20 protein-coding genes and 1 pseudogene are annotated in these 25,612 nt (G+C 72.2%); 6 read left to right on the top strand and 15 right to left on the bottom strand.

The window, feature by feature from the left end:
* The first annotated feature begins 48 nt into the window (after nucleotides 1-48).
* The 3 genes from ACZ6KY_RS08590 to ACZ6KY_RS08580 all read left to right on the top strand — a co-directional run bounded on the left by ACZ6KY_RS08590 (nucleotide 49) and on the right by ACZ6KY_RS08580 (nucleotide 2,804).
* Complete coding sequence (locus ACZ6KY_RS08590; protein ID WP_469309556.1) at nucleotides 49-1,548, top strand: phosphatase PAP2 family protein; 1,500 nt, start codon at nucleotides 49-51, stop codon at nucleotides 1,546-1,548.
* 220 nt (nucleotides 1,549-1,768) lie between these two features.
* Nucleotides 1,769-2,590, top strand: a complete 822-nt coding sequence (locus tag ACZ6KY_RS08585; protein ID WP_469309555.1) for a class I SAM-dependent methyltransferase — start codon at nucleotides 1,769-1,771, stop codon at nucleotides 2,588-2,590.
* A 43-nt stretch (nucleotides 2,591-2,633) separates the two neighbouring features.
* Nucleotides 2,634-2,804 (top strand): hydrophobic protein, encoded by a 171-nt coding sequence (locus ACZ6KY_RS08580; RefSeq protein WP_401330973.1) that lies wholly within the window; start codon nucleotides 2,634-2,636, stop codon nucleotides 2,802-2,804.
* A gap of 101 nt (nucleotides 2,805-2,905) precedes the next feature.
* Here the strand turns inward: ACZ6KY_RS08580 and ACZ6KY_RS08575 are convergent, their stop codons facing one another.
* The 4 genes and pseudogenes from ACZ6KY_RS08575 to ACZ6KY_RS08560 form a co-directional block, all read right to left on the bottom strand.
* Nucleotides 2,906-3,634, bottom strand: coding sequence for a GvpL/GvpF family gas vesicle protein (locus ACZ6KY_RS08575; RefSeq protein WP_469309554.1), 729 nt, complete (start codon nucleotides 3,632-3,634; stop codon nucleotides 2,906-2,908).
* 156 nt (nucleotides 3,635-3,790) lie between these two features.
* A pseudogene (locus ACZ6KY_RS08570) lies at nucleotides 3,791-4,300 on the bottom strand (transketolase C-terminal domain-containing protein); the annotation flags it as partial.
* A gap of 167 nt (nucleotides 4,301-4,467) precedes the next feature.
* Nucleotides 4,468-5,997: an NAD(P)/FAD-dependent oxidoreductase gene (locus ACZ6KY_RS08565; RefSeq protein WP_469309553.1), complete on the bottom strand. Its 1,530-nt coding sequence runs from the start codon at nucleotides 5,995-5,997 to the stop codon at nucleotides 4,468-4,470.
* A 109-nt stretch (nucleotides 5,998-6,106) separates the two neighbouring features.
* Complete coding sequence (locus ACZ6KY_RS08560; protein WP_469309811.1) at nucleotides 6,107-6,616, bottom strand: phage holin family protein; 510 nt, start codon at nucleotides 6,614-6,616, stop codon at nucleotides 6,107-6,109.
* A gap of 154 nt (nucleotides 6,617-6,770) precedes the next feature.
* Between ACZ6KY_RS08560 and ACZ6KY_RS08555 the strand changes: the two genes are divergently transcribed.
* Nucleotides 6,771-7,118, top strand: a complete 348-nt coding sequence (locus ACZ6KY_RS08555) for a VOC family protein (protein WP_469309552.1) — start codon at nucleotides 6,771-6,773, stop codon at nucleotides 7,116-7,118.
* Nucleotides 7,119-7,253: 135 nt separating this feature from the next.
* On the opposite strand, the gene ACZ6KY_RS08550 is transcribed toward ACZ6KY_RS08555, so the two are convergent.
* The 11 genes from ACZ6KY_RS08550 to ACZ6KY_RS08500 form a co-directional block, all read right to left on the bottom strand.
* A complete protein-coding gene (locus ACZ6KY_RS08550) occupies nucleotides 7,254-9,230 on the bottom strand; it encodes a DUF5107 domain-containing protein (RefSeq protein WP_469309551.1) in 1,977 nt (658 codons plus the stop codon).
* A gap of 140 nt (nucleotides 9,231-9,370) precedes the next feature.
* Complete coding sequence (locus ACZ6KY_RS08545; RefSeq protein WP_469309550.1) at nucleotides 9,371-9,919, bottom strand: GNAT family N-acetyltransferase; 549 nt, start codon at nucleotides 9,917-9,919, stop codon at nucleotides 9,371-9,373.
* Nucleotides 9,920-9,945: 26 nt separating this feature from the next.
* Nucleotides 9,946-10,197 (bottom strand): LapA family protein, encoded by a 252-nt coding sequence (locus tag ACZ6KY_RS08540; protein WP_469309549.1) that lies wholly within the window; start codon nucleotides 10,195-10,197, stop codon nucleotides 9,946-9,948.
* 316 nt (nucleotides 10,198-10,513) lie between these two features.
* Nucleotides 10,514-11,440, bottom strand: coding sequence for a S66 peptidase family protein (locus ACZ6KY_RS08535; protein ID WP_469309810.1), 927 nt, complete (start codon nucleotides 11,438-11,440; stop codon nucleotides 10,514-10,516).
* 121 nt (nucleotides 11,441-11,561) lie between these two features.
* Nucleotides 11,562-13,535: a prolyl oligopeptidase family serine peptidase gene (locus tag ACZ6KY_RS08530; RefSeq protein WP_469309548.1), complete on the bottom strand. Its 1,974-nt coding sequence runs from the start codon at nucleotides 13,533-13,535 to the stop codon at nucleotides 11,562-11,564.
* 9 nt (nucleotides 13,536-13,544) lie between these two features.
* A complete protein-coding gene (locus ACZ6KY_RS08525; RefSeq protein ID WP_469309547.1) occupies nucleotides 13,545-14,849 on the bottom strand; it encodes a M20/M25/M40 family metallo-hydrolase in 1,305 nt (434 codons plus the stop codon).
* Nucleotides 14,842-15,675, bottom strand: coding sequence for a M55 family metallopeptidase (locus ACZ6KY_RS08520; RefSeq protein WP_469309546.1), 834 nt, complete (start codon nucleotides 15,673-15,675; stop codon nucleotides 14,842-14,844). The genes ACZ6KY_RS08525 and ACZ6KY_RS08520 overlap by 8 nt, the downstream gene beginning before the upstream one ends.
* A 75-nt stretch (nucleotides 15,676-15,750) precedes the next feature.
* The gene (locus ACZ6KY_RS08515) at nucleotides 15,751-16,476 is read right to left on the bottom strand and encodes a class I SAM-dependent methyltransferase (RefSeq protein WP_469309545.1); all 726 of its coding nucleotides are present in this window, start codon (nucleotides 16,474-16,476) and stop codon (nucleotides 15,751-15,753) included.
* Nucleotides 16,477-16,743: 267 nt separating this feature from the next.
* Nucleotides 16,744-19,200: an ATP-binding SpoIIE family protein phosphatase gene (locus ACZ6KY_RS08510; RefSeq protein WP_469309544.1), complete on the bottom strand. Its 2,457-nt coding sequence runs from the start codon at nucleotides 19,198-19,200 to the stop codon at nucleotides 16,744-16,746.
* 224 nt (nucleotides 19,201-19,424) lie between these two features.
* The gene (locus ACZ6KY_RS08505) at nucleotides 19,425-21,815 is read right to left on the bottom strand and encodes an MFS transporter (RefSeq protein WP_469309543.1); all 2,391 of its coding nucleotides are present in this window, start codon (nucleotides 21,813-21,815) and stop codon (nucleotides 19,425-19,427) included.
* 224 nt (nucleotides 21,816-22,039) lie between these two features.
* A complete protein-coding gene (locus ACZ6KY_RS08500) occupies nucleotides 22,040-22,483 on the bottom strand; it encodes an SRPBCC family protein (RefSeq protein WP_401331001.1) in 444 nt (147 codons plus the stop codon).
* A 184-nt stretch (nucleotides 22,484-22,667) separates the two neighbouring features.
* On the opposite strand from ACZ6KY_RS08500, the gene ACZ6KY_RS08495 reads away from it, so the two are divergent.
* Nucleotides 22,668-23,726 (top strand): Rv2578c family radical SAM protein, encoded by a 1,059-nt coding sequence (locus ACZ6KY_RS08495; RefSeq protein ID WP_469309542.1) that lies wholly within the window; start codon nucleotides 22,668-22,670, stop codon nucleotides 23,724-23,726.
* Nucleotides 23,727-23,936: 210 nt separating this feature from the next.
* Complete coding sequence (locus tag ACZ6KY_RS08490) at nucleotides 23,937-25,526, top strand: alpha/beta hydrolase (protein WP_469309541.1); 1,590 nt, start codon at nucleotides 23,937-23,939, stop codon at nucleotides 25,524-25,526.
* Nucleotides 25,527-25,612 lie beyond the last annotated feature (86 nt).

Genomic DNA, 25,612 nt, shown 5'->3' with positions numbered 1-25,612 from the left:
GCCCGGCGCGGGGGCGGGAACCGCCTGATCCGGGGTAGACGGACCCGCATGACACCGACCCCAGATGTCGACCTCACCGCCCTCGTGCCGGGCCGGCACGCCCTTCGGGACCGCCTCCTGGCCGTGGACTGCCGGATCTTCGAGGCGGTCGCCGCGCGGCACTGGCCGGGCGGCGACCCCGTGCTGCCGCGGCTGAGCCGCGGGGCGAACCATGGTGTCCTGTGGTTCGCGACGGCCGCCGCCGTGGCGGCGAGCCGCACTCCGCGGGCCCGCCGGGCCGCCGCACGGGGTGTCGCCTCGCTCGCCCTCGCCTCCGCCACCATCAACACGATCGGCAAGCGCTCGGTGCGCCGCACCCGCCCCGGCCTGGACCCGGTCCCCGCCGTCCGGCGGTTGAAGCGGCAGCCGATCACCACGTCGTTCCCGTCGGGGCACGCGGCCTCCGCCGCCGCCTTCGCGACCGGGGTGGCGCTGGAGTCCCGCGGCTGGGGCGCGGCCGTCGCGCCCCTCGCCGCGGCGGTCGCGCTGTCCCGCGTCTACACCGGCGTCCACTTCCCGAGCGACGTCCTGGCCGGCGCGGCCCTGGGCGTCGGTGCCGCGTACGCCGTACGCGCGCTGGTGCCCACCCGGGACCAGGTGACCCCGCCCGGCCGGCCGCGCACCGACGCTCCCGCGCTGGCCGAGGGCGAGGGCCTGGTCATGGTGGCCAACACGGGCTCGGGCAGCTCGGAGCGGGTCGGCGCGCTGGCCGACGCGCTGCCGCGCGCGGAGATCGTGGAGTGCGAACCCTCCGACATACGGGAGGAGTTGGAGAAGGCGGCGGCCCGTGCCCGGGTGCTGGGCGTGTGCGGCGGCGACGGCACGGTGAACACCGCGGCCGAGGTCGCCCTGCGCCACGGCATCCCCCTCGCCGTCCTGCCGGGCGGCACGCTCAACCACTTCGCCCACGACCTCGGCGTGGAGGGCGAACGCGACCTGGTCCGCGCCCTCCAGGAGGGCGACGCGATCCAGGTGGACGTGGGCCGGTTCGCGTCCGGCGGCACGGAGGGCATCTTCCTCAACACGTGCAGCCTGGGCATCTATCCGGAGCTGGTGCGTGAGCGGGAGAACTGGTCCAGCGTGATCGGCAGCTGGCCCGCGGGCGTACTGGGGGCGCTGCGCGTGCTGCGCGCCGACCATCACCCGCTGCGGGCCGAACTGGACGGCCGTACCCACCCGTTGTGGCTGCTGTTCGCCGGCAACGGCACCTATCACCGGATGGGCCTGGCACCCGCCCGCCGCTTCGACCTCGCGGACGGCCGCCTCGACGTACGCATCGTGCACGGTGGCAGCCATCCCGCGGTGCGTCTGCTGGCCGCCGCCTTCGCGGGCCCGCTCACCCGCTCCCCCGCCCACGCGGCCGTACGGGTGGGCCGGCTGCGCATCGAGGGCGTCGCGCCCGGCACCCTGCTCGCCTACGACGGTGAAGTCACCGAGGTGAGCGGCGAGGTGACCCTGCGCAAGAGCCCCGGGGCGCTGACCGTCTACCGCCCCCTTCCCGCGCGCTGACGGCCGTCCACGCCCGCATGCGCCGACGCCGTCCACACGCGCGGTCGGACGCCGGCGCCCCGGCTCCACCGACCTCCTGTCCGCACAACACCCCACCCCCGCTGTCCACATGGCAAGATGCGGGTCTCATCATTCGACATGAGCGCGTACGGTGACGGCATCGCCTCGGGGAGTGCGTACACGCCCGGCGAGGCCTCGTACGACGAGAAGGGGAACGGTCATGTCGAAGGCGCGGGAGACCGCCGTCTACACCCACGGCCACCACGAGTCGGTGATGCGCTCGCACACCTGGCGCACCGCCGCCAACTCGGCGGCGTACCTGCTCGACTCGCTGAAGCCGCACATGAGGATCCTCGACATCGGCTGCGGGCCGGGCACCATCACCGCCGACCTGGCGGAACGGGTACCGGACGGGCAGGTCACCGGCGTCGACCACGCGCCCGGCATCCTGGACCAGGCACGCCAGGTGGCGGCCGGACGCGGCCTGCGCAACGTCGAGTTCGCGGTCGCCGACGTCCACGCGCTCGAGTACCCGGACGACACGTTCTGCGTGGTCCACGCCCACCAGGTGCTCCAGCACGTGGGCGATCCGGTGCAGGCGCTGCGCGAGATGTACCGGGTCACCAGGCCGGGCGGGTTCATCGCCGTCCGCGACGCGGACTACTCGTCCATGACCTGGTACCCGTCCGCGCGGGGCATGGACGACTGGCTGGACCTGTACCTGCGGGTCGCCCGCGCCAACGGAGGTGAGCCCGACGCGGGCCGGCGTCTCAAGTCATGGGCACTGGCAGCCGGGATCCGGGACATCACCGCCACGTCGAGCACCTGGACCTTCGCCACCGAGGACGAGCGGGAGTGGTGGAGCGGTCTGTGGGCGGACCGCACGCTGGCCTCGGCGTACGCGGAGCGCGCGACGGAAGGGGGTCACGCGACCCCGGAGCAGCTGCGGGCGGTGTCGGACGCGTGGCGGCAGTGGGGGCGGCAGGAGGACGGCTGGTTCTCCGTACTGCACGGAGAAATTCTCTGCCGAAAGGAAGTCTGATCCCGCGATATCGGGCAACACGGAACGCAGGAGGTCAAAAACTATGGTTCCCATCCTGCTGGTCCTGTTGCTCGCCCTGGTTCTCTTCGGCGCGGGATTCGCGCTGAAGATTCTGTGGTGGATAGCGCTGGTGGTCATCGTCCTCTGGCTGCTCGGATTCCTGATGCGCGGCACGAGTGCTTCTGGAGGCAGGGGTCGCTGGTACAGGTGGTAGGCCTTCCTCTTTCGGGAGGAGAGGCCGTTGGCGGCCCGAGGTCCAGGACGGTTCTGGACCTCGGGCCGCGCTTCGTGCCGCTCACCGGGTGAGGGACACGGTCACGTCGCACCCCTCGTAAAGCCCGTGAGGCCCGTGAACCCGGTGAGTCCCGTGGAACCCGTGAAGGAGTACGCCGCCCACGGCCCCGTCAGCTCCACCCGTACCCCGGGCTCCGCGCGCGTACTTCCGTTCACCCGCTCCACGAATTCCTCCGACTCCGCGCGCGGCACGAGATAGGCGGCGTCGAACACCTCGGTATCCGCCCCCTCGGAAGGCACCGGACCGCGCGGGGTACGCAGCCGCGTTTCGTCGGAACACCGGGAAAGGGTGCCGTGCAATCGGCGCGTGAATTCATCCGCGCGTTCCAGGGTTTCCCCGGAACGCGCGGAAGTCACGGGAACGTGCACCTTCACGTCCCATTCCACCCGCCCGTCGAGCCGGTCGAGGGTCCGCAGGAAGTCCTCCTCGCGTTCCTCCATCATCACGCGTACGCCGCTGTCGTCCCGGAGCACGGTGGCGAGCCGGAGCGGCAGCGGGCTGGTGACGGCGGTGAGCGCGTCGATGACAGCCTGATGGGCGCGAGCCGTCGCCTCCAGCCACTGGACGTCCTCCAGTCGTCGGCGCAGCGGTTCGGCGGCGAATTCCGGCTCCGGAACCGGTCCGACCACCGCGATCAGGTCGCCGTGCCGCAGCAGCTTGGGCGGGACGCCCGCGACCCCGGTCAGCTCGGCCGACAGCGCCGCCTCGAAGGGGCGGCAGATCGCGTAGACATAGCGCAGAACGCTCATGGATCTCCTCCCGCGGTTCCACTCGCCCCGGCTCCGTGAGCCGGTCGGCTGAGCAACCGGCCGGCTGAGCCCGAAGGCCGGGCTCGCCCCGTCCGCCGGGCGGGAACGCCGGCCCGCACGATCGGCGTACCGACCATGGTGCCCTCCGGTCTCCGGTCAGCGCACCACGGCCGTCTCCACCAGCAGCCGGGCCGCCGCCGCGATCGACTCGGCGTCGATGCCCGCGGCGTGCAGCTGCCCGGCCGGGCTCGCGGAGCCCGGCATCCCACGGACGGCGAGGCGCACCAGGCGGGGCACGGGACGGCCGTCGGTGAAGGCGTCGAGCACCGCGTCCCCGATACCGCCCTCCTCCCGGTGGTCCTCGACGGTGACGAGGCGGCCGGTCTCCTCGGCGGCCTCGCGCAGGGTCGCCCGGTCCACGGGCTTCACCGAATGGAGGTGGATCACGCGGACCTGGACGCCCGCGCGGTCGAGTGCCTCCGCGGCGGCCAGGGTCTCGTGAACGGTGACGCCCGCGGCGACGAGCTTCGCGGTCCGGTTGGCGTCGCACGGGTACGACACGGTCGAGCCGTACACGGCCCGGAACATCACCAGGTCCTCCAGACCCATCCGGGAGGGCCCGTCCCGGCCGATGGAGACGCCCGCGTGCGGGCCGACGAGGTTGACGGGGTGCTGAGGGCGTTCGAAGCCGTGGCGCGGATGGTTGGCCGGCGGGACCGCCATCAGATCGGCGGCGGACATCGACGACGTCGGATGCCCGGAGCCCGCGGCATCGGCGGCTCGAACACTGTCTACGCCCAATTGCTGCGCCAGATCGATGAGTTGGCGCGTATTCATGATTCTTCTTCCGAGCGGCTCGCGGTCCCTGAACGGCTCGGGAGTGCGTCGTCCGCGCCCGGCGCGTCGGGTGCATCCGATGCACCCGGCGTGTGCGGTACATCCGGTGCGTCCGTTGCCACACGTGCCGCAGGCACCGCGGGCGCCGCAGACGCTTCGGGAGTTTCAAGGACTTCGGGGGCTTCGGGGGCTTCATGCGCTTCCCCTGCCGCGGGTGCTCCCGGCACCCGCGCCAGCTCGGGCGAGGCGGTGTCGAGTGGCACCGACCACGAGCGGACCAGGCCCAACTGCACGGCCTGGCGCGGCAGTACGGCGTCCAGGAGCCAGTCGGCCGCGACCCGGACCCGGTTGGCGGGCATGGCGGCGAGGTGGTAGCCGCGGGTGACGGCTGCGGCCGGCAGCCCCGACAGGGGGATGCCCAGCGGATTGGCCGCGGCCTTGACTCCTCCGAGGTCGACGGTGAAACCCAGGTCACGGTGGCGGTAGGCGCGGCGCTCGCCGATTCCGAGCGAGGCGGCGACGTTGCGGCCGGCGATCCTCCCCTGCCGCCAGGCGTGCTGGGCCGTCATCGGCGTGTACTGACCGGGCCGCTCCAGGTCGGGCACCGCCGCCGCGTCCCCGCAGGCGAACACCTCAGGATGGCTCGGTACTTGGAGATGGGGATCGACGAGGAGCCGCCCCCTCTCGAGGGGCCGCCCGAGTCCCTCGACCAGCGGATCGGGCCGTACTCCGACACACCACACGAGCGTCCGGGTGTCGACGAACTCCCCGTCGCTGAGCCGGACTCCGTCGGGGGTGGCCTCCTCGACCGAAGTCTTGGCGCGCACGTCGACGCCACGCCGGCGCAGCACACGAGCGGCGGTGCGCGAGAGCCTCTCGTCCAGTTCGGGCAGCACGCGCGGGGCGACGTCGAGCAGCAGCCAGCGCGGTCGGGTTCCTTCACGCAGTGACTGCTTGCGCGCCAGCGCGTCGGTGAACAGCTTTCCCTGGGCGGCGACTTCGGTCCCGGTGTATCCGGCGCCGACGACCACGAAGGTGCGGCGCGCGGCGCGGATCTTGGGGTCGTCCGAGGCGGCGCCGAGCTCGATCTGCCGGGTCACGTGGTCCCGTAGGTACAGCGCTTCGGGCAGCCCTCGGAAGCCGTGCGCGTGCTCGGCGACACCGGGTACGGGAAGCAGTTTGTTCACGCCGCCGACGGCGACGACGAGACGGTCGTACGTCAGTGTGCCGCTGTCGCCCTCCGGGCCGCTGTAGCGCACGGTGTGCGCGTCGAGGTCGATCCCGTCGGACTGTGCCTCTCCGAGCACGAGGCGTACGTGGGGCAGCGTGCCGGAGAGCGAGACGGTGACGCGGCGCGGCTCCAGGACACCGGCGGCGACCTGGGGCAGCAGCGGGAGGTACAGGAAGTAGTCGGTCGGGTTCAGCAGAGTGATGTCGGCCTCGTGCCGGACCAGCCGCGACAGGACGCGGGCCGTCCGGTAGCCGGCGAAGCCGGCACCGACGATCAGAATGCGGGGTCGACTCACGGTGCTCCTCTGGCGGAATCGCTCGTCGTACGGGGCTTTCCGCGTCCCCCCGGGCGAGGTGCCCAAACGTGGGCACCTCAGACTTTTCGCAAGCCTTCGGGGGTCCGGGTCATCGCGCTCGGCGGAGCCACACCTCGGGGTCGTCCGAGAGACCCGAGCCGGCACCCGAGCCCATGCCGGCGCCCGTGCCAGGGACATCGGGCGTCCCGGACTGGATCGGCGGATACAGCAGGCCCATGCCGCCGGGCGGGGAGGCGGGCGGGCCGCCGCCGATGACCCGGCCGGGCGGGGCGAGCTCGTGCGCGTGTGCGGTCGTCGGCCGGGGCACGGACGGCCGGGCCATGCGCCGCAGCACGTGGGCGACGGTTCCGAGCACCCCGGCGGCGATCAGCGCGGCGGCCCAGCCGGGCAGCACCGACGCGAGCGCCAGACCGAGGGCGAGGACGAGAGCGGCGCCCGCGTACAGCGCGGCGCCTCCCGAAGCGGCGTACAGGGCGGCCGTCCGGCGCTGTTTGCGCGTCTGCTCACGCAGTTCGTCCCGGATGGTCTCGCGGGCCACCATGGTGAGTTCGTCGACGAGTTCCTTGTCCAGATGCTCCAGATGTTCCAGGTGCTCGATGCGCTTCATGGTGTTCGGGTACCCGGCCGACCGGACGAGTAACGAACGGAAGCAGCGAACGGATAGGCCCCGGGAACGAGCGCCGGAACCAGCACCGGCGGCGTTCGGCCGAAAGGGCCTCCCGCTCCGGCCACCCCCAACTAGGCTCGTCCTCATGGAGATTCTGGGAGCCACGCTGCGCGTCTGCGTCGACGACCTGGAGGCCGCGATCCCCTTCTACGAACGGCTCGCGGGCGGCAGAGCGCTCCGCTTCGAGCGCGGCGGTGTGTCGGTCGCCGCGATCGGCTGCTTTCTGCTGATGAGCGGGCCCGAGTCCGAACTCGACGTACTGCGCAAGGTCGCGGCGACCATCGCCGTCAAGGACGTCGAGGAGACCGGCCGGGTCCTCACCGGCCTCGGTGCCCGTGTCGTCGCGGGCCCCTTGGAGACACCCGGGGGCCGCAACCTCATCGCCGTGCATCCGGACGGGTCGGTGTACGAGTACGCGGACCGCCGGGGCTGAGACACGGTCGCACCGGACCTGAGACGCGACGGACCTGACGCGACGGACCTGACGCGAAGGGCCTCGGACGCGAAGGGCCTCGGGTGTCCCACTCCACGGTGGGGTGGGACACCCGAGGTCGTGAGCGGGGCAGGCTCAGATCGTGGACGGTGGCCGCATGCGGAAGTCGTAGCGCGCCGGCAGCGGCTCGTCGCTGAGCCGGGACCACAGCCGGTCGATGGTCTCCGCTCCCTCCCGCAGATCGGCGGCCTCGAAGCCCGCGTCGAAGATCGCCCGCGCGTCCTCGCGACGGCCCTCGGCGAGCAGCAGCCCGGCCTCGACGAGGCGGAACCGGCCGCGGTCCCGGGTGGCGGGGCGCAGCCGTTCCCACACGGCCCGCGCGTCCGCCGGGCGGCGGGCCGTCAGCAGCGCCTCGATGGCCTCGCGGCCGAGGGCGGCGGTCGCCGCGGTCCACCGCTCCCCGTCGTCGCGCCGCTCCCGGCACAGGTCGTCGAAGGCCTCGGAGTAACGGTCGGCGGCGCGCTCGTGGTTGCCGGCCTCCTGGTCGGCGACGGCGAGACAGCGCAGCAACGGCCAGAGCGACGGCGCGAGTTCGAGCGCTCGCTCCCAACTCCGCACGGCCTGGGCGACATCACCGGCATGCCACTGGGCGACTCCGAGGTGGTACTCGGCGATCGGTACGGCGGGCGCCGTCTCCAGCATGTCGCGCCAGTGCGACGCCACCAGTGTCTCGCCGGGCGGCCCGACCCGCCGGGGCTCCGGGAACGCGCCGGAGCGCAGCAGTTCCCGCCACGGCGCCTGGTCCTCGCCGAGCGTGCTCTCGTCGAAGGGCGTACCGGGCAACTTGTGGGCGGCGCGCAGCACTTCGAGCGCTCCCCAGCCGGATCCGACGGCGAGGACCTCACCGGGCTCGGTGTCGGCGTGCGGCAGCCAGGCGGCGTACGCGGCGTCGACCGTGTCCCGGGAGAGGGCGCTCTCCAGCCCGTCCTCGACGTCCGCGCGCGCGGCCTCCCAGTCCGCCCCGTGCGCCGTCTCCGCGCTCACGGACAACGGCCCGTAGGCCTCCAGCCAGGAGACGTCGCTCTCGGCTTCGAGCCGCACGTGTTCGAGCTGGGTGCGGGCGAGTCCGGCCTGGATCTCGCAGTACCCGCCCGTCCCCGGCTCGGTGAGCCACTCCTGCCAGCGCCGCCCGCCGGGCCCCGAGCCCCAGACGAACAGCTTGCGCCCGCGCAGGACGTCGGTGGACGTCTGGACCAGCCCCGCGCCCGCGTCGTCGACCGCGGCGATCCAGCGGCGCCGCCCGTCGGGCACCTCGTAGAAGTAGTCGGCGGGGAAGGTGCTGCCCAGCGGGTACGTACGGTCGATCCCGTCGTACGCCGGCACGGGAACCCGGCGGAGCCGGCGCTCGTAGCCGAAGTGATAGGCCTCCTCGGCCGGGGCGAGCACCCGGCGCTCCTCGGGGACCGCGATGTTGGACCACCAGTACAGCGGGGCGGGCTTCTCGTGCGGGTTGCGGACGCGGACGCCGACGTACAGGAAGTCGGAGCCGTCCGGCAGCCACAGGTCGACCTGGAAGGGGAGGTCGCGCAGCCGTTCCCACTCCCACAGCCGCAGCATCTCGCCGCCACCGGGGGCGGGAACGCGGGCGGCGTGGACGGGTGAGCACGACAGGGTGGTGTGCCCGGTGGCCCCGATGTTCCACTCGATGCCGCCGGAGAACCAGGCGCCGTTGAGGGCGAAGCAGGCCGGCTGGAGCACCGGGTTGCTGTAGAGGAGTTCCGTCGCGGAGGGTTTGTGGAAGAGCGAGACGATACGGCCGCCGAAGCCGGGCAGCACGGTGGCGCGCAGCCGGTCGTTCTCGATCACGATCGTGTCGAGTTCGCGGAGCGGCCGTTCTCGCTCGTACCCGTCCCGTATGCGCTCCGGCAGCACGCTGCGCAGCGGCTCGTACCCGATCTGCCGGGCCATGTCGCGCGGCAGGCCGACGCGGTCGCGGTCGTCGATGGTGTGCGTCTCGTCGAGGGGCCGCAGGGGCGGCAGCGGGTTGCTCGGGCCCAACTCCGCCGCCGGGAGGGTCAGTACGTCACGTCGGATCGTCGTCACGATGACCATGGAACATGGTCATCGGCCTGCTGACCAGGGTATCCGCTCGTCAGGTTCGGGTCAGGATTCCGCAAAGGCGCCGACGACCGGGTCCGCGAGGAACGCTCTTTCCCCGGCGGCGCCCACCCGGACCCGCGCGCGAGCGGTCGTCAGCGGGGTGTGACCATCTCCGATGTGATCGCCCACCGCTCGTGGTCCCGCCAGGCACCGTCGATGTGGATGAAGGCCGGCGAGAAGCCTTCGAGCCGGAAGCCGCAGCTCCGGGCGAGTGCGATCGACGCCGCGTTGCCGGGCTGCACGTTGATCTCCAGCCGGTGCAGGCCCATCTCACCGAAGGCGTGGCGCACGACGAGGCCGAGCCCCTCGGTCATCAGCCCCCGCCCCGCGGCGTGCGCGAAGGCGCCGTAGCCGAGGGCACCGCACAGGAAGCCGCCCTCGACGATGTTGTTGATGTTGATGAAACCGGCGATCCCCCCGCCGTCCCGCTCGCAGACGAGGAACCCGGCCTTGGTCGGGTCCTCGATGAGCCGCCCCGCGTAGACGGCGTAGGCGTCGACGCTGCCGGGCGGGAAGAGCCACGGCTGGTGGAGGCTCTTGCTCTCCCTGGCCCGCGCGGTGAACTCCGCACCGTCCGCGAGGGTGAAATGCCGTATGCCCACGCGGGGACCCTCGGCGAGACAACCGGCGTTCTGAGGCATCCCGTCACCTTACGCGAGCAGGTGTTTCAGCGTCTGCGTCGCGCGGCGTACGCACCGCACACCGCGCCGATCAGCCCGGTGGCGAGCAGCGCCACCCACAGCGGCATGATCACCTCGGGGACGAGAAGCCGGATCCTGGTGCTACGGGTGTTCTCGAAGATGAAGATCAGGCCGAGAGCGGCCAGCACCAGGACGGCGACCCTGGCGGGCGTCAGCGGCCCTTCCCGGGTGCCCTGGCCGCCGCTCGTACCGGCCTTCTTGGAGGTCTTCGGGCTCATGCGCCCAGCCTGATCCAGAAGACGCCGGTACGCGCGGCGAGAGCATCCTCCGGGTGACTACGGTGACCCCGCCGACCACGGCGACCGGCGTGAGCGGGGCCACTCACCCCGGCAACCGAAAGCGCCGGGGTGCCGGTGTCCCCCGAGCCACGCCCCGACTACGCCCGCCGCGACCCGCGAACAGCGAGGATCCTGTCCGGGACGCGACCGTGAGCGAGGCACGACCGCGGAGGGAGTGCGCCCTGGACGAGGCACGGCCGCGGACAAGGCGCGACCGCCAACGGGCCGCGCCACTGAGCGGGGCGCGCCCCTTGCGTCAGAGCAGCGCCGGCTCGTCCAGGGTCAGTGTCCCCGCGTCCGCGTCGAGTTCGGCGCGGAGGCCGAACGGCATCGTCAGCGACCCCTCCGCGTGCCCGAACCCGAAGTGCTCGACGACCGGAACACCGAGCGCGCCGAGCCGGTCGGCGAACACCGCGCGCAGTCCGTCGTACGGTCCGCAGTCCACCCAGGAGCCGAGCGCGACCCCGGCCACCCCGTCGAGCCAGCCGGTGCGCAGCAGTTGCGTCAGGATCCGGTCCAGCCGGTAGGCCTCCTCGCCGACGTCCTCGATCAGGAGCAGCCCGCCCCGGGCGGAGACACGGGCGTGCGGTGTACCGAGTTCAGCGGCCAGCAGACTCGCGCAGCCGCCGAGCGTGACCCCGCGGGCTCGGCCGGGCACCAGCGCGACGGCTTCCGGGGAGGCGATGGTCCGCACCGACTCGGGTTCGAGGAGGGTGGCCCGCAGATGCTCCTGCGACCGGGTGTTCTTCAGGAAGTCGACGGCGGCGACCATCGGCCCGTGCAGGGTCGCGAGCCCCACCCGCGTGGCGAACGCCTCGTGCAGTGCGGTGATGTCGCTGAAGCCGAGGAAGACCTTGGGGCCCGCCGCCCGGATGGCGTCCCAGTCGAGCAGGTCGATCATGCGCTGGGCGCCGTAACCACCACGGGCGCACAGCACCGCGGCCACGTCCGGGTCGCACCAGGCCGCCTGGAAGTCGGCGGCCCGGTCCGCGTCCGTCCCCGCCAGGTAGCCGAACTCGGCGTGCCGGTCCAGGACATGAGGGGCCACGACCGGATCGAGGTCCCAGCCGCGCAGGATGTCGAGGCCGGCCTCCAGCCGCTCCTCGGGGACGGGTCCGCTGGGCGCGACGACCGCGATCCTGGCCCCGGCGGCGAGCCGCGCGGGTCGGGTCAGGGCGGTGATCGGTGCGGTCGTTCGGGTCACTCGCGCTGCTCCAGTTCCTGGTGGTCCATCCGGTCGCGGTCGGGTCGCACCGGGTCCCTCGAAGGGCTCCGCCCGGTCCGCTCCCCGACGGCCGGCGGCCTCACTTGGACAGCTCCAGCGTGGGGATGCCGGGCGGGTTCAACGCGAAGACCTGCGCGTACAGGGAGAGTTCGGACTCCAGGGCGCACACCATCGTCTCGACGCGCCGGAAACCGTGGCCCTCCCCCTCGAAGGCGATGTAGGCGTGCGGGACACGGCGGCCCCGCTCCTCGATCCGGGCCAGGAAGCGCTCGCACTGCACGGGCGGGCAGACGGTGTCCTCGAGTCCCTGGAGCAGCAGGAAGGGCGCGGTGATCCGGTCGGCGTGCGTGGACGGCGACCGCTCCGCGTACCGGCCCGGCACCTCGGCGATCGGACCGACCAGCGATTCCAGGTACTGCGACTCGAAGTCGTGGGTCTCGCCCGAGGCCCATTCGGTGAGGCCGATGACGGGATAGAGGATCGTGCCGCAGGCGTAGACGTCGGTGGTGGCCAGCGAGGCGGCGGCGGTCAGGCCGCCCGCGCTGCCGCCCCGGATCGCGAGCCGGCGCGGGTCGGCGGTGCCCTCTTCGGCGAGCGCGAGCGCGACCGCCGCGCAGTCCTCGACGTCGACGACACCCCACTGTTCGCGCAGCAGGGTGCGGTACTCCCGTCCGTGGCCGGTCGATCCACCGTAGTTGACCTCGGCCACACCGATCCCGCGGGAGGTGAAGTAGGCGATCTCCAGGTCGAGGACGAGGGATGACCGGCTGGTGGGGCCGCCGTGGACCCATACGACGTACGGCGGGAGTTCGTCGCCGAGGCCGACATGGTCGGGGTGGTGCGGCGGGTAGACGTGCGCGTGGACCTCGCGTCCGGCGGGGCCGGTGAAGGTGCGGATCTGGGGTTCCGGATAGTACGCGGGGTCGACCGGGTCGTCGTGCGCGGCGCCGATCACCCGGGCCCGCCCGGTGGCGGCGTCCAGTTCGACGACCTCGGGGGCGCTGCGAGGGCTGGCTCCGACGCCCACGATCCTGCTGCCGTGCACGGCGAGCGTCGACGCGAACTCGGTCCAGGGGCCGGCCGTGTCGACGAGCTCGCCGGTCTCCGGGTCCAGTATCCCGAGCGCGGTGGCACCCCGTCCGTGGACGACGGCGACCAGGCCGGTGTCCAGGGGGGCGAACCAGCGTTGTCCGACCTTCCAGAGGGGACCGCCGAACTCCTCCTCGCGCGGACAGACGGCGACCGCCTCGCCGTCCGCGCCGAGCCGGTGGAGGTTCCACCAGCCACTGCGGTCGCTGACGTAGAGCAGGGTGCCGTCGGCCGCCCAGTCGGCCTGTGCGACGGACTCCTCCGGGCCGCCCGCGACGGGCCGCGCGGCGGACAGTGTGCCGTCCTCGGTGACATCGGCGAGGATCACCTCGGTGCCGTCCCACGGCATCCGCGGGTGGTCCCAGGCGAGCCAGGCCGCCTGCCGCCCGTCGGGCGAGAGCCGGGGCCCGGTGACGAACCGGTGCCGCCCGTCGGACAGCTGCCGCACCGCTTCCCGGTCCTGGGCCGCCGAGCCGTCCAGCGGCACCGCGACGACGGCCCGGCGCAGGTCGGTGGGTCCGTCCCCGGTGAACTCCTCCATGACGCACCACACTTCGCCGCGCTCAGCCCGCAGTTGCGGGTCCACCCAGCGAAGTCCGCCGCCCACCGGCGAGAGGGGGGTCAACGGGCGCGGCTCGGCGCCGGGTTCGCAGCGGTAGAGGCGCTGGTCGTCGAAGTTGACGAAGACGACCAGCGGGCCCTCGGGGCGCATGACCCCCGCCCAGGGGGTGCCGCCGTACTCCATGACGCGACTGCGCACGTTCCAGGGGGCCGGGAGCACCTGCTCCTCGGTGCCGTCCGTCTTCCGCCGGACGAGCGTGCGCCGCCCGCCCTCGGTGGGCCGGGGCTCGGTCCACCATGCCTCGTCGCCGACGAAACCGACGGACTCGGGATGCCCGTCGTGCGCGGCGGCGAGCGTCGCGTCGATCGGCGAGGGCCATGAACCGTATGGCGTGGTCTGCATCTCGTCCCCCTAGGCCGTGCGCAGAAAGCGGTCGAGAACGCGGACGCCGAAGTGGAGCGCTTCGACCGGGACGCGCTCGTCGACTCCGTGGAACAGTGCCTGGTAGTCGAAGCCCTCCGGGAGCTTCAGCGGCGCGAAGCCGTAGCCGGTGATGCCGAGGCGGGAGAACTGCTTGGCGTCCGTGCCGCCCGACATGCAGTACGGCACGACATGGCCCTCGGGTGCGAACTCCTCGACCGCAGCGCGCATCCTCGCGTACGTCGGCGAGTCCAGCGGCGCCTGGAGGGCCACCTCGTGGTGATGGAACTCCCACTCGACGTCGGGTCCGGTGAGCCGGTCCATCGTCGTGCGGAACTCGTCCTCGCCGCCGGGCAGATATCTGCCGTCCACGTAGGCGACGGCCTCTCCCGGAATCACGTTGATCTTGTAACCGGCGCTCAGCATGGTCGGGTTGGCGCTGTTGCGGACGGTCGGCTCGACGAGCGCCGCGGCCGGGCCGAGCTTGCGCAGGAGGGCGTCCACGTCGTCCAGCCCGCCGTCCACGCCGTACAGGGCGGCGAGTTCGGTCAGGGCTGCCCGCACGGTCGGGGTGATGCGCAGCGGCCATTCGTGGGCGCCGATGCGGGCGATCGCGGCGGCGAGGCGGGTCACCGCGTTGCTCCGGTTCACCTTGGAGCCGTGGCCCGCGCGTCCCCGCGCGGTGAGCTTGAGCCAGCCGGTGCCGCGCTCGCCCGCCGCGATGGGATACAGCTGCCGGCCGCTGCCGTCGTGGAAGGTGAACGCCCCCGACTCGCTGATGCCCTCGGTGCAGCCCTCGAAGAGTCCGGAGTGCTTGTCGGCGAGGAAGCCCGAGCCGTCCTCGGCGCTCGCCTCCTCGTCGGCGGTGAAGGCGATGACCAGGTCGCGCCGGGGCCGTACGCCCTCGCGGGCCCAGGCCCGGACGACCGCGAGGATCATCGCGTCCATGTTCTTCATGTCGACCGCGCCGCGTCCCCAGACGACGCCGTCGCGGATCTCTCCGGAGAACGGGTGGACGCTCCAGTCCCCGGCCTCGGCGGGCACCACGTCCAGGTGACCGTGGACGAGCAGCGCGTCGGCGGACGGGTCGGTGCCCTCCAGCCGGGCGACGACGTTCGTACGCCCCTTGGCGCGCTCCAGGAGGGTGGGTTCGAGGCCCGCCTCGGCCAGCCGCTCGGCGGCGTACTCGGCGGCCGGGCGCTCCCGGCAGTCCCCGCCGCCCCGGTTGGTCGTGTCGATCCGGATGAGGTCGGAGGTGAACCGGACGACCTCTTCGAGTGCCCGTGCGTCAGCCATACTGCTCCTCCACCGCGGCCGAGACGATCGTGGTGACCGCCTTGAAGGTCCGAATCCCCTCGTACATCGTGTCGCTGGTGTACGCGATCTTCCGCTCGCCGGTCCTGTCGACACCCGGTACGACGGTGGCGGCCATCGCCAGGTGCTCGGCGTCGAACTCAAGGGCGATCGTGAACGGGCCGCCGACGACCGGCTCGTGCCGCACCGCCAGCGCCGCCGCCTCCTTGGCCGCGGCCCGGATGTCCGCGGCGGTCCTGGCCGGTGTGCGGCACACGGCCGCGTACCGCGAGACATGGTCCTTCACGGCGACCTTCAGCGCCTCGGGCGCGTACCCGAGGGCGTCCTCGCACGCCACGTCGTCGCCGGTGACCAGCACGACCGGCACGCCGTACTCGGCGACGACGTGGGCGTTGAGCAGCCCTTCACTGGCCCGTGTGTCGTTGATCCACACGCCCGTGATGGAGTTCGCCAGATAGGTGTGCGCGAGGACGCCCTCCATGCCCGCACCCGCGTGGTAGCCGACGAACGCGATGCCGTCCACGTCACCGTGCTGCACGCCCTCGACCATGGACAGCGACTTGTGCCGCCCGGTGAGCATCTCCGCTCTCTCGTCGAGCCTCTCCAGCAGCAGGTTCCGCATGGTCCAGTGGGCTTCGTTGATCAGCACCTCGTCGGCGCCGCCGTCGAAGAAGCCGAGCACCGCGGCGTTCACGTCCGAGGTGAACAGCGCGCGGCACCGCTCCCACTGGGGAGTCCCCGGCAGCACGTCGGCCGGCCAGGTCACACCCGTGGCGCCTTCCATGTCGGCGCTGATGAGGATCTTCATGCCCGAAACCGTACGCGCTTCGGCCTGGGCCCGGCAGAGCCTGTGGACAACTCTCACCGGTCCAGACCACTGTTGTCACCCGGAGCGTCCGGCCACCAGCCACCGCGACGGAAGTTCGATGGGGGTGCCCTCGGGCGTGTGCTCGGTCGTGACGAGCGGGAGTCCGCCGCTCGCGAGGACCGTGAGGCCGGCGTGCCGCAGGTACTCGGGGACGGCCGCGTCCGCCACCTCGCCGGGGGCGATGCCGTGCCGGAACACCGGGGCCAGTTTGGCCGGAGGACCGTCCTGGCTCTGGGCCAGCCCGCGCAGGAGCGGACCGGCGGCCTCGGCGAGCTCGACGAGGAAGAGCAGGCCCCGCTCCCCCACCAGAGTGGCCAGGCCGTCCGCCAGCGCCTGCCGGTCGTCCGGCTCGGCCTGGTGGAGCACGCCGCGCATATAGACGTTGGCGTCGCCGAGCTCCGCGTGCAGCGCCTCGGCCTCGGTCTTGTCGGCCGCGTCGAGCAGCCGGTACCGGGCCAGGCCCGCCGGGTCCGCGGTGCGCGCGTGGTCGAGCGCGGCGGGGGCGAGGTCGGTGCCGACGACCTGCGGGAACCGGTCGGCGAGGTAGCGGGTCTGGGTGCCGTTGCCGCAGCCGACGTCCACGAGGGGCAGGTCGGGTGCCGTCAAGTGCGGCTCGAAGAGGGCGAGGTGGACCGCGGCCGTGAGCGCGGGCTCGGCGTCCCAGAAGACCCCGCCCTGTTCGCCGGGGGCCTCGCGCCAGAAGCCCTCCCAGGCCCCTCTGTACCGACTGTTCACGCTCATGCCCGCTCCCGGGGTCGTGATCGCGCCCGCCGGGACCCGGCGGGCCTGATCGGTCTATCGCGCCCGGCGTGCGGCGACAAGCGGACGGCGCGTTCCTTCACCGCTCATTCGAACCCCGTACGCCTTCGCACGCCGGCCCTTCTCCTGGCGCGCGGGCGTCACCGGCGCGTGGCCGCATCGCGGGGGCGTGTCCGTGACGCGGGCGCGTGGCCGCATCGCGGGAACGAACCGTCCGCCGGGGGAACATGGCGGCGGGAGGAAGCCAACTCAGCTGCGCGGAAGGGTCAGTTCGAACCACACGGTCTTGCCCGCGCCGGTGCGGCTGGCTCCCCACTCGCGGGACAGTGCGCTGACGAGCCGTAGACCGCGTCCGAACTCGTCGCCGGGGCCGGCGCTGACCAGCATCGGGAGCGTGTGGTCGTCGTCGTCCACCTCGCACAGCAGGGTGTCGCCGCGAACGAGCCGCAGTTCGATCCGGTGGCTGTGCGCATGGCGTATCGCATTGGTGACCAGCTCGCCGACCATCAGCTCGGCGTTGTCGGCGAGAGCGGGCAGGTCCCAGACGTGCAGCTGTTCGCGGACCACGGAGCGCGCCCGGCCGACCTCGACCGGGTCGAGCATCAGACGCCATTCGGCGACGTCCTCGGACTCGATTCCGTTGAGCCGGGCCATCAGCAGGGCGACATCGTCCTTGCGCCCGCCGCGGGTGTTGAGCGCGCGGATGATGGTGTCGCAGGCGTGGTCCATGGAGGCGGCCGGGTGGGCGGCGGACTCGCAGAGGGTGGCGAGGCCGACACCGATGTCCTCGCCGCGCACCTCGACCAGTCCGTCGGTGCACATCACGAGCCGGTCGCCGGGCTCCACGCTCACACGAACCGTTTCGAAGGGCACTCCGCCGACCCCGATGGGCGCCCCGGTCGGCAGATCGAGCAGCTCGCTGCGGCCGTCCCCGGCACGGACCAGGACCGGCGGGATGTGGCCCGCGTTGGCGAGGTGCAGCTTTCCGGCGATCGGGTCGTAGACGGCGTACAGGCAGGTCGCGAGGTAGTTGTCGCCGAGACGCTGGGCGAGGTCGTCGAGGTTGCGCAGCAGCTGCGCGGGTGGCAGGTCGAGCGCGGCCATGGTCTGTACGGCTGTGCGTAACTGGCCCATCATCGCTGCGGAGTTGAGGCCGTGGCCCATGACGTCCCCGACGACCAGGGCGGTGCGCGAACCGGGCAGTTTCACCGAATCGAACCAGTCGCCGCCGACCCGTCCGAGGAGCGTTCCCGGCAGATAGCGGGTGGCGATGTCGCAGCCGGCCATGCGGGGCGCGATGGTCGGCAGCATGCTGTCCTGGAGGGTCTCGGCGACGCTCTCCTGGTACGTGTACATGCGCGCGTTGTCCAGCACCAGGCCCGCGCGGGCGGCCAGTTCGGCGCCGGTGACCCGGTCCATGTCGTTGAACTCGACGCGCTCCGGGTGACGCAGCAGGACCATGAACCCGAGCACCACGTTGCGGGCCTTGAGCGGCACGACCAGCATGGAGCGGTCGGTGATGAGCGGCCTGATGTCGCGCTTCTCGAACTGCGCGGCGATCATGTGCCCCAGCTGCTCGCTGATGCGTGGCACGAGAACGGGCTCACCGGTGGTCATGCACTGGAAGAACGGTGTGTGCGCCGGGAAGGGCATGGCCTCGCCGACGGGTACGACATCGTCCCAGCGGCCCGGCTCGTCCGTGTGCTCCAGGGCGACCCGGTGCCACATGGTGGTCGTGTCGGGCACGCCTTCGGGAAAGCCCTCACCGGCGACGACCTGCTCACGCAGATACGTTCCCGCCACATCCGTGAAGCGCGGCACGACGGCCCGGCTGACCTCCAGAATGGTCCGCGACAGGTCGAGGGAGGTTCCGATCCGGCCGCTGACCTCGTTCAGGAACTCAAGGCGCTCCCGTACGGCGACGTACTCGAGGTCCTCGCCCTCGTCGTCCCGGAGGTCCGGCGTCACGGGCGTGCCGGAGGCCGCCGCCCGTACCGCCCGCTCGCGACGCGCCTTGCGTTCCGCGCGCCTCGGCACTCCCCAGTCGGGGGTGACGGGCACCCGGTCGTTCTGGCTGAACTCCAGTACGGGATAGCCCAGTTCAAGGACCTGCGAAACGATGCGGGCGCTTTCGCCGACGCTCATGCTGGGCAGGATCTCGGGAAGCCGGCGGGCCAGTTCCTCGGAGCCGGGGAAGTCGGTGTGCAGCGCGAAGCCGGGCGCGATCCGCTCGAAGGAGGCGTCGTCGTCCTCGTGCCGCGTCGCGGTCGCGTCGGCGGCGAGCACGAGCAGCCGCTCCTGGCCAGGTCCCACGAGGGGGTAGGCCCACCACAGGACGTCGGTCCGGCCGGGACCCGTCGTGGTGAGCCGGGCGCGTCCGGCGGCCGGGTAGGAGAGCCGCCCGCCCAGGGAGGACTCCAGGCCGGGGCCGAGTCCGTCGTATGTCGCGTAGGCGCCGAAGGGGGCCGCGTCCGCGTCATCGGGGAGCGCGCCGGAGACGGGGAGCAGGTCGACGGCGTGCCGTCCCAGCGCTTCTTCCTTGGGGGCGCCGAACAAGCGCCGCGCGCCGCTGCTCCAGTGGGAGACGAGCCCGTCGCGGTCCACGACGACCACGGCCAGCGGGATGCGGCCGGCGGCGGCGTGCCCCGTCGCACCGTCCCCAGCTCCGCGGCTGGGAGCTGCGCCCACTTCGGTGCCACGGTCCATGGCCCAGGCCCTCTCTCCCCACGGCTCCGCAAGATCTGTGCCGCCTTCACTACCGTACGGCGGCCGTCCGTCGCGATGTGTGGCAATAGGGGAATTGACCTCCGTGGGGGCGGCTCCGGCGCGCGGCGCGCCCCTCGGGACACCGGCTCACCCGGTCAGCCCGGCCCGCACGCCCTGATCGCGAACCCGGCTGCCCGCGTGCCCGGATCGCGCGTGACCCTGTGTCAGTCCTCGTGCCCCAGTTGCAGGTCCCGTTCCGTCCGGCCGCCGCCGGCGACCTGGAGCACGGTGGCCACCGGCGGATAGCCCGCCGCGATGACGGTGTACTCGCCGGACGACAGGTCGATGAACCGGAACGTTCCGTCAGGGCCGGTGGTGAGGGTGTCCACCACATTGCCCGCGGCGTCGAGCAGCGTCACGCGCGCGTCCTCGACGGGCCGTCCGCCGCCCGCCCGGACGGTGCCGCGCAGCACGGCGCCACCGGCGAGTTCGACGTCCTGGCGGGTCTCCCTGGCCGCCTGGACGGTCACCGGGAGCGCGGCCGGACGGAACGCGGGCGCTCCGGCGGCGAGGGTGTACTCGCCGGCCACCAGTTCCGTGATGACGTAGCCGCCCTCGCGTCCGCTGCGGGTGGTGGCCACCACCTCGCCGTGCACGTTGGTGAGGGTGACGGTGGCCTCCCGGACCGGGGTGCCGTCCGCGGTCAGCACGCTGCCGGCGAGGCGCCCCGCGCCGCCGAGCACGACGTCGAGTTCCACCGGCCGTTCGCCGACGGTCACCGAGACGGCCTGCGGCTGGTGGCCCCCGGCCGCGGCGATCAGCACGTACGAGCCCGCGCCGGGCGTGGACAGCGCGTACCGGCCGTCCTCTCCGCTGGCACCCCGTCCGATCTGCTGCCCCCCGATGTCGATGAGGGTGAGCGCGGCGCGCGCCACGGCGGTGCCGTCGGGGTGCTGCACCGTGCCGCAGACGGGGATCCCCGCGGCGTATCCCGAACGGGCCTGCGGAATCCGGTCGTTCATCTGCCCGGCCTCCGGGCCGGCGGTGGATGCGTTGTGGGACACCAGCGGTTTCTCCTTGAGGAAGAAGGCGATGAACAGGCCGAGGACGAGTACCGGTACGAGGTAGAGGAAGATCCGCGGCATGGCGTCCGCGTAGGCGCCGATGTACTGGTCCCGCAGAGCGGCGGGCATCGCGTGGACGAGCTGTGGCGTGATGGACTCGGAGTCCGGGGTCGCCCCGCCCGCGCGCGTGGGGAGGCGGTCGGCGAGCGCGTCGGCCAGCCGGCCGGCGAAGAGCGTGCCGAAGACGGCGGCTCCGACGCTGCCGCCGATCTGCCGGAAGAAGTTGTTGGCGCTGGTCGCGGTGCCGAGGTCGGCCGGACGCACGGAGTTCTGCACCGCGACCACCAGGACCGGCATCACCATGCCGATGCCGATGCCGAGGACCGCCATCCAGATGCTGTAGTGCAGCCGGGAAGTACCGGCGTCGAGGCGGGACAGCAGCCACATGCCGACGGCCGAGAGGGCGCAGCCGAGAACCGGGAAGACCTTGTAGCGGCCGGTGCGGCTGATGAGCTGCCCGGAGACGACGGAGGCGACGACGATCCCGCCCATCATGGGGAGCATCAGGAGCCCGGACTCGGTGGCACCGGCACCGTCGACCATCTGAAGGAAGGTGGGGAGATATCCGGCGGCTCCGAAGAGCGCGGCCCCGACGACCAGACCGACGAGCGCGGTGACGTTGAAGACGGGGTCCCTGAAGAGCCGCAGTGGGATGAGGGGTTCGACCGCGAAGCGCTCGACGACGAGAAAGAGCACCGTCGTGGCGACCGCGCCCGCCGCGAGTCCGAGGACGACGCCCGAGCCCCAGGCGTACTCGGTGCCGCCCCAACTGGTCAGCAGGACCAGGCAGGTCGACGCGGCGGCGAGGAGCAGCACTCCGAGGACGTCGACCCGTCCACGGACGGCGGGCTTCGGCAGTTTCAGTACGACGGTGACGACGGCCAGCGTGACCAGTCCGAAGGGCACGTTGACGTAGAAGCACCACCGCCAGGACAGATGGTCGGTGAAGTAGCCGCCCAGCAGGGGGCCGGCGACCGAGGCGAGCCCGAACGCGGCGCCGATCAGCCCCATGAACCGGCCGCGTCGGCGCGGCGGCACGATGTCCGCGATGATCGCCTGCACGCCGATCATGAGGCCGCCGGCGCCGATGCCCTGGACCGCGCGGAAGGCGATCAGCTGGTCCATGGTCCGCGCCCGTCCGGCGAGCGCCGAGCCGATGACGAAGACGAGGATGGCGAACTGGAAGACGCCCTTGCGGCCGTAGAGGTCGCCGAGCTTTCCGTAGACCGGGAGTCCGACGGTGGAGGTGAGCAGATAGGCGGTGATCGCCCAGGACATCCGGTCGAGGCCGTGCAGCTCTCCGACGATCTTCGGGAGGGCGGTGGCCACGATCATCTGCTCGAGCGCGGCGAGGAGCAGGGCCGGGATCAGCCCGCAGAAGATCAGCCGCACCTGGCGCGGGGCCGGCCGGACGGGCCCGGCGGCCACCGGAGCGGGCTTCGGCGCGGGTGCGACGACCGGTTCGTCCTGCACCAGAGTGATCCCGCCCACGTACCGCTCCCCTCGTCGCGCACCGCACAATTCTCGCTAATCGCGACAACTGCGAGCAAGCGTGACGAGTTACGGCGTACCGTCGCGCGAGAGGGAGTTCCACTCGAACCGGTGAGGGCACAACACGCCCTCGGGAGCGGCCTCTTGGCGGCCGGACCCGCCAAGTCGCCGTCCGGGAGCCGCGTCCCGGCCCCCGGGAGCCGGGTTCTTCCCGGTCGGCGGCGTTACTTCTCGGTCTGTGTCGCGAGGTTGGCGAGCAGGGCGTCGTAGATGCGGCCGAGGCCCTTGGGCGCGAAGGTCCGCTCGAAGAAGCCGCCGATGCCGCCCGCGCCGTTCCAGACGCTGGTGACCACGACGCGCGACTTGCCCTCGCCGGCCGGGGTGACCCGCCAGGTGGTGACCATGGAGGAGTTGCGGTCCTTCTCGACGAGCTCGCCGTCGGTGGGCTCGCTCACCTCGAGCAGGCAGTCACGGACGCGCTTGCTGGTGGCCTGGAGCTTCCAGTGGACGAGGGTGCCCTCGCCGTCGCCGCCCTCGCGCACCTCGTACTCGCTGAAGTGCTCGGGCAGCAGCTTCGGGCGCGTGCCGCTGTAGTCGGCCAGGGCGTCGAACACCGCCTCCGCGTCCGCCGCGATGACCCGCTCCGTCGTCGCCTCGACCTGCGCCATGGCACTTCCTCCAGCACTTGGTTCCTCGGGGGTGTGCGGTCAGCCAACCACCCGGCGCCCCGGCCGCCCAAATCGGGGTGCCCGTGGGGTGCGGGCGGCAGCGGCGGGGCGCCACGGGAAACAGGGTCGCACGATCAAGGGAACATGTGTTCTATTCTCTGTCCAGTGCTATCGAGGAGGCGCCATGCGCTGGGAGAACCTGACCGCGGACCCCGCCGGGGGCCCCGCCCGGGACGCCGCCCTGTTCGGCGCGGACGCGGTGACGACGCGAACGTTCGACACTCCGGAGTTCAGAGGGATCACGTTCCACGAGGTCCGGGCGCGGTCGATCGTGAACCGGGTGCCGGGGGCGTCCCGCATGCCCTTCGAGTGGACGGTCAACCCGTATCGGGGCTGCACGCACGCGTGCGTCTACTGTTTCGCCCGCAAGACGCACAGCCATCTGGACCTCGACACCGGACTCGACTTCGACTCGCAGATCGTGGTGAAGGTCAACGCCCCGGAGCTGCTGCGCCGTCAGCTCGCCTCGCGCCGCTGGCTCGGCGAGCACATCGCGATGGGCACCAACGTCGACTGCTACCAGCGGGCGGAGGGCCGTTACGCGCTGATGCCGGGCATCATCGCGGCCCTGCGCGACCACGCGAACCCCTTCTCGATCCTGACGAAGGGCACGCTCATCCTGCGCGACCTCGCCCTCCTGAGGCAGGCCTCCGAGGTCACCGACGTCGGGATCTCGGTCTCCGTGGGCTTCACCGACACCGAGCTGTGGCGCACCGTGGAACCGGGCACACCGGCCCCGGAGCGCCGTCTGGACGTCGTCCGCACGCTGACGGACCACGGCATCGGCTGCGGCGTCCTGATGGCCCCCGTGATCCCCTTCCTGGGCGACCACCCCGGCCAGCTCCGCGCCACCGTACGGGCCGTCGCGGCCTCGGGAGCGACCTCGGTGACCCCGCTGGTGCTGCATCTGCGGCCCGGCGCCCGCGAGTGGTTCATGGCCTGGCTGGGGCGCCACCACCCCCACCTCGTGCCGCGCTACGAGCGGCTGTACGCGGAGGGCGCCTACGCCCCGAAGTGGTACCAGCGCCGGATCACCCGTCAGGTCCACGAGCTGGCACAGGAGTACGGCATCGGCCCCACGCGCGCGGGAATGCCGCGCCGGATCACCGCCCCCGAACCCGCGGCCACCACGGTGCCGTCGGCACCCGCGGCACCCGAACCCACCCAGCTGACGCTGCTCTGACGACCCACCACGGCGGGCTGTCGCACGCCTCCCCGAAGGCGTCGGATCCCTGGCGGCTCGCCGGGGCCGCTTCTGACGGCATCCGAGCGCATCCCGCGACCCAATCGGGTCGAGTCTTGCCAGAACGCGTTCTTCCAGGACCCCTTTCCGGGACGATACGGCGAAGGCCGTGGCGTGCACGGCTCAAAATCCTCCGTCCTGGGAGGCCTTGTGAAGAAACGCGCAGCTGCTCTGTGCGGGGCGGCCGCCGTGCTGGCCGGGATGATCACCTCGATCCCCGCCGACGCGAGCGCCGGCTCCGCTGCCGCACCGCGCACCACCTCCACCCCGACCGCGAAGCCCGTCTGGAAGAAGTGCGGTACCAGCGACTACCCGACGCTCCAATGCGCGTCCCTGAAGGTGCCGCTGGACCACACGAACCCCTACAGCGAGCGGATCACCCTCGCCCTGTCCCGCGTCCCGCACACCGCGAAGACGTACCAGGGGCCGCTGCTGGTCAACCCGGGCGGTCCCGGCGGCAGCGGGCTCACGCTGGCCGGATTCGTCGCCTCCGCGCTGCCCAAGGCCGTGGCGGCGCAGTACGACGTCATCGGTTTCGACCCGCGCGGTGTCGGCGCGAGCAAGCCCGCGCTGGACTGCGAACCGGGGCGCTTCAAGCCCGTCCGTCCTGACACCGTCCCGAGCACCCGGGCCATCGAGAAGGCCAACCTCAGCCGCGCCAAGGCCTTCGCCGAGGCGTGCGGCACGAAGTACGCGAAGCTGCTGCCGTACATGGACACGGTGAGCGCGGTCCGCGACATGGACTCGATCCGTGGCGCCCTCGGCGCCAAGAAGATCAACTACTTCGGCTACTCGTACGGCACCTACCTGGGAGCCGTGTACGCCAAGCTCTACCCGCAGCGGGTGCGCCGGCTGGTCCTGGACTCCATCGTCGACCCGACCGGTGTCTGGTACGACGACAACCTCGGCCAGGACTACGCCTTCAACGACCGCCACCTGGCGTTCCTGGCGTGGGTCGCCAAGAACAACGCGGTCTACAAGCTCGGCACCGACCCGGCCAAGGTCGAGGCCAAGTGGTACGCGATGCGCGCGGCGCTCGCCAAGAACCCCGCGCAGAAGAAGGTGGGCGCCTCCGAGCTGGAGGACACCTTCATCCCGGGCGGCTACTACAACGGCTACTGGCCCTACCTCGCCGAGGCGTTCGCCTCCTATGTGAACAGCAAGAACTCGGACGCGCTGGTCGAGGCGTACGACAACTTCGGCGCCGTCGACGCCTCCGGCGACAACGGCTACAGCGTCTACACGTCGGTGCAGTGCCGTGACGCGTCCTGGCCGCGCGACTGGCGCCAGTGGCGCGAGGACAACTGGGCCGTGTACGACAAAGCGCCGTTCATGGCCTGGAACAACGCCTGGTACAACGCGCCGTGCGCGTTCTGGCCCACGGACTCGCTCCGGCCGGTGAACATCTCCAACCGCCACCTGCCGCCGACCCTGCTGTTCCAGGCGACCAACGACGCGGCCACTCCCTACGAGGGGGGCGTCACCGTCCATCACCAGCTGAGCGGCTCCAGCCTGGTGGTCGAGCAGGGCGGCGGGAACCACGGCATCACACTGAGCGGCAACGCCTGCCTGGACAAGTACCTGGCGACGTATCTGACCAACGGCAAGGTGCCGCACGGTACCGGCGAGGCCGACGCGGTGTGCAAGACACTGCCCGACCCGAAACCGCTGACCATGAAGGCCGCGTCCGCCCCCTCGCGGGGTTCGACGCTGCACGGACTGCTCGGCTACCGGGGCTGAACCTCCCCCGCAGCGACGCCCGTCGGGGGCGTTGTCGGACCCATGGTCCACGATGGACCCATGAGCAAGCCGGCACGAATCCCCGC

It is taken from the genome of Streptomyces sp. NPDC042002, from assembly GCF_055588305.1.
Note: the sequence above shows the minus strand (reverse complement) of the source record. Positions and strands in the feature narration are given on the sequence as shown.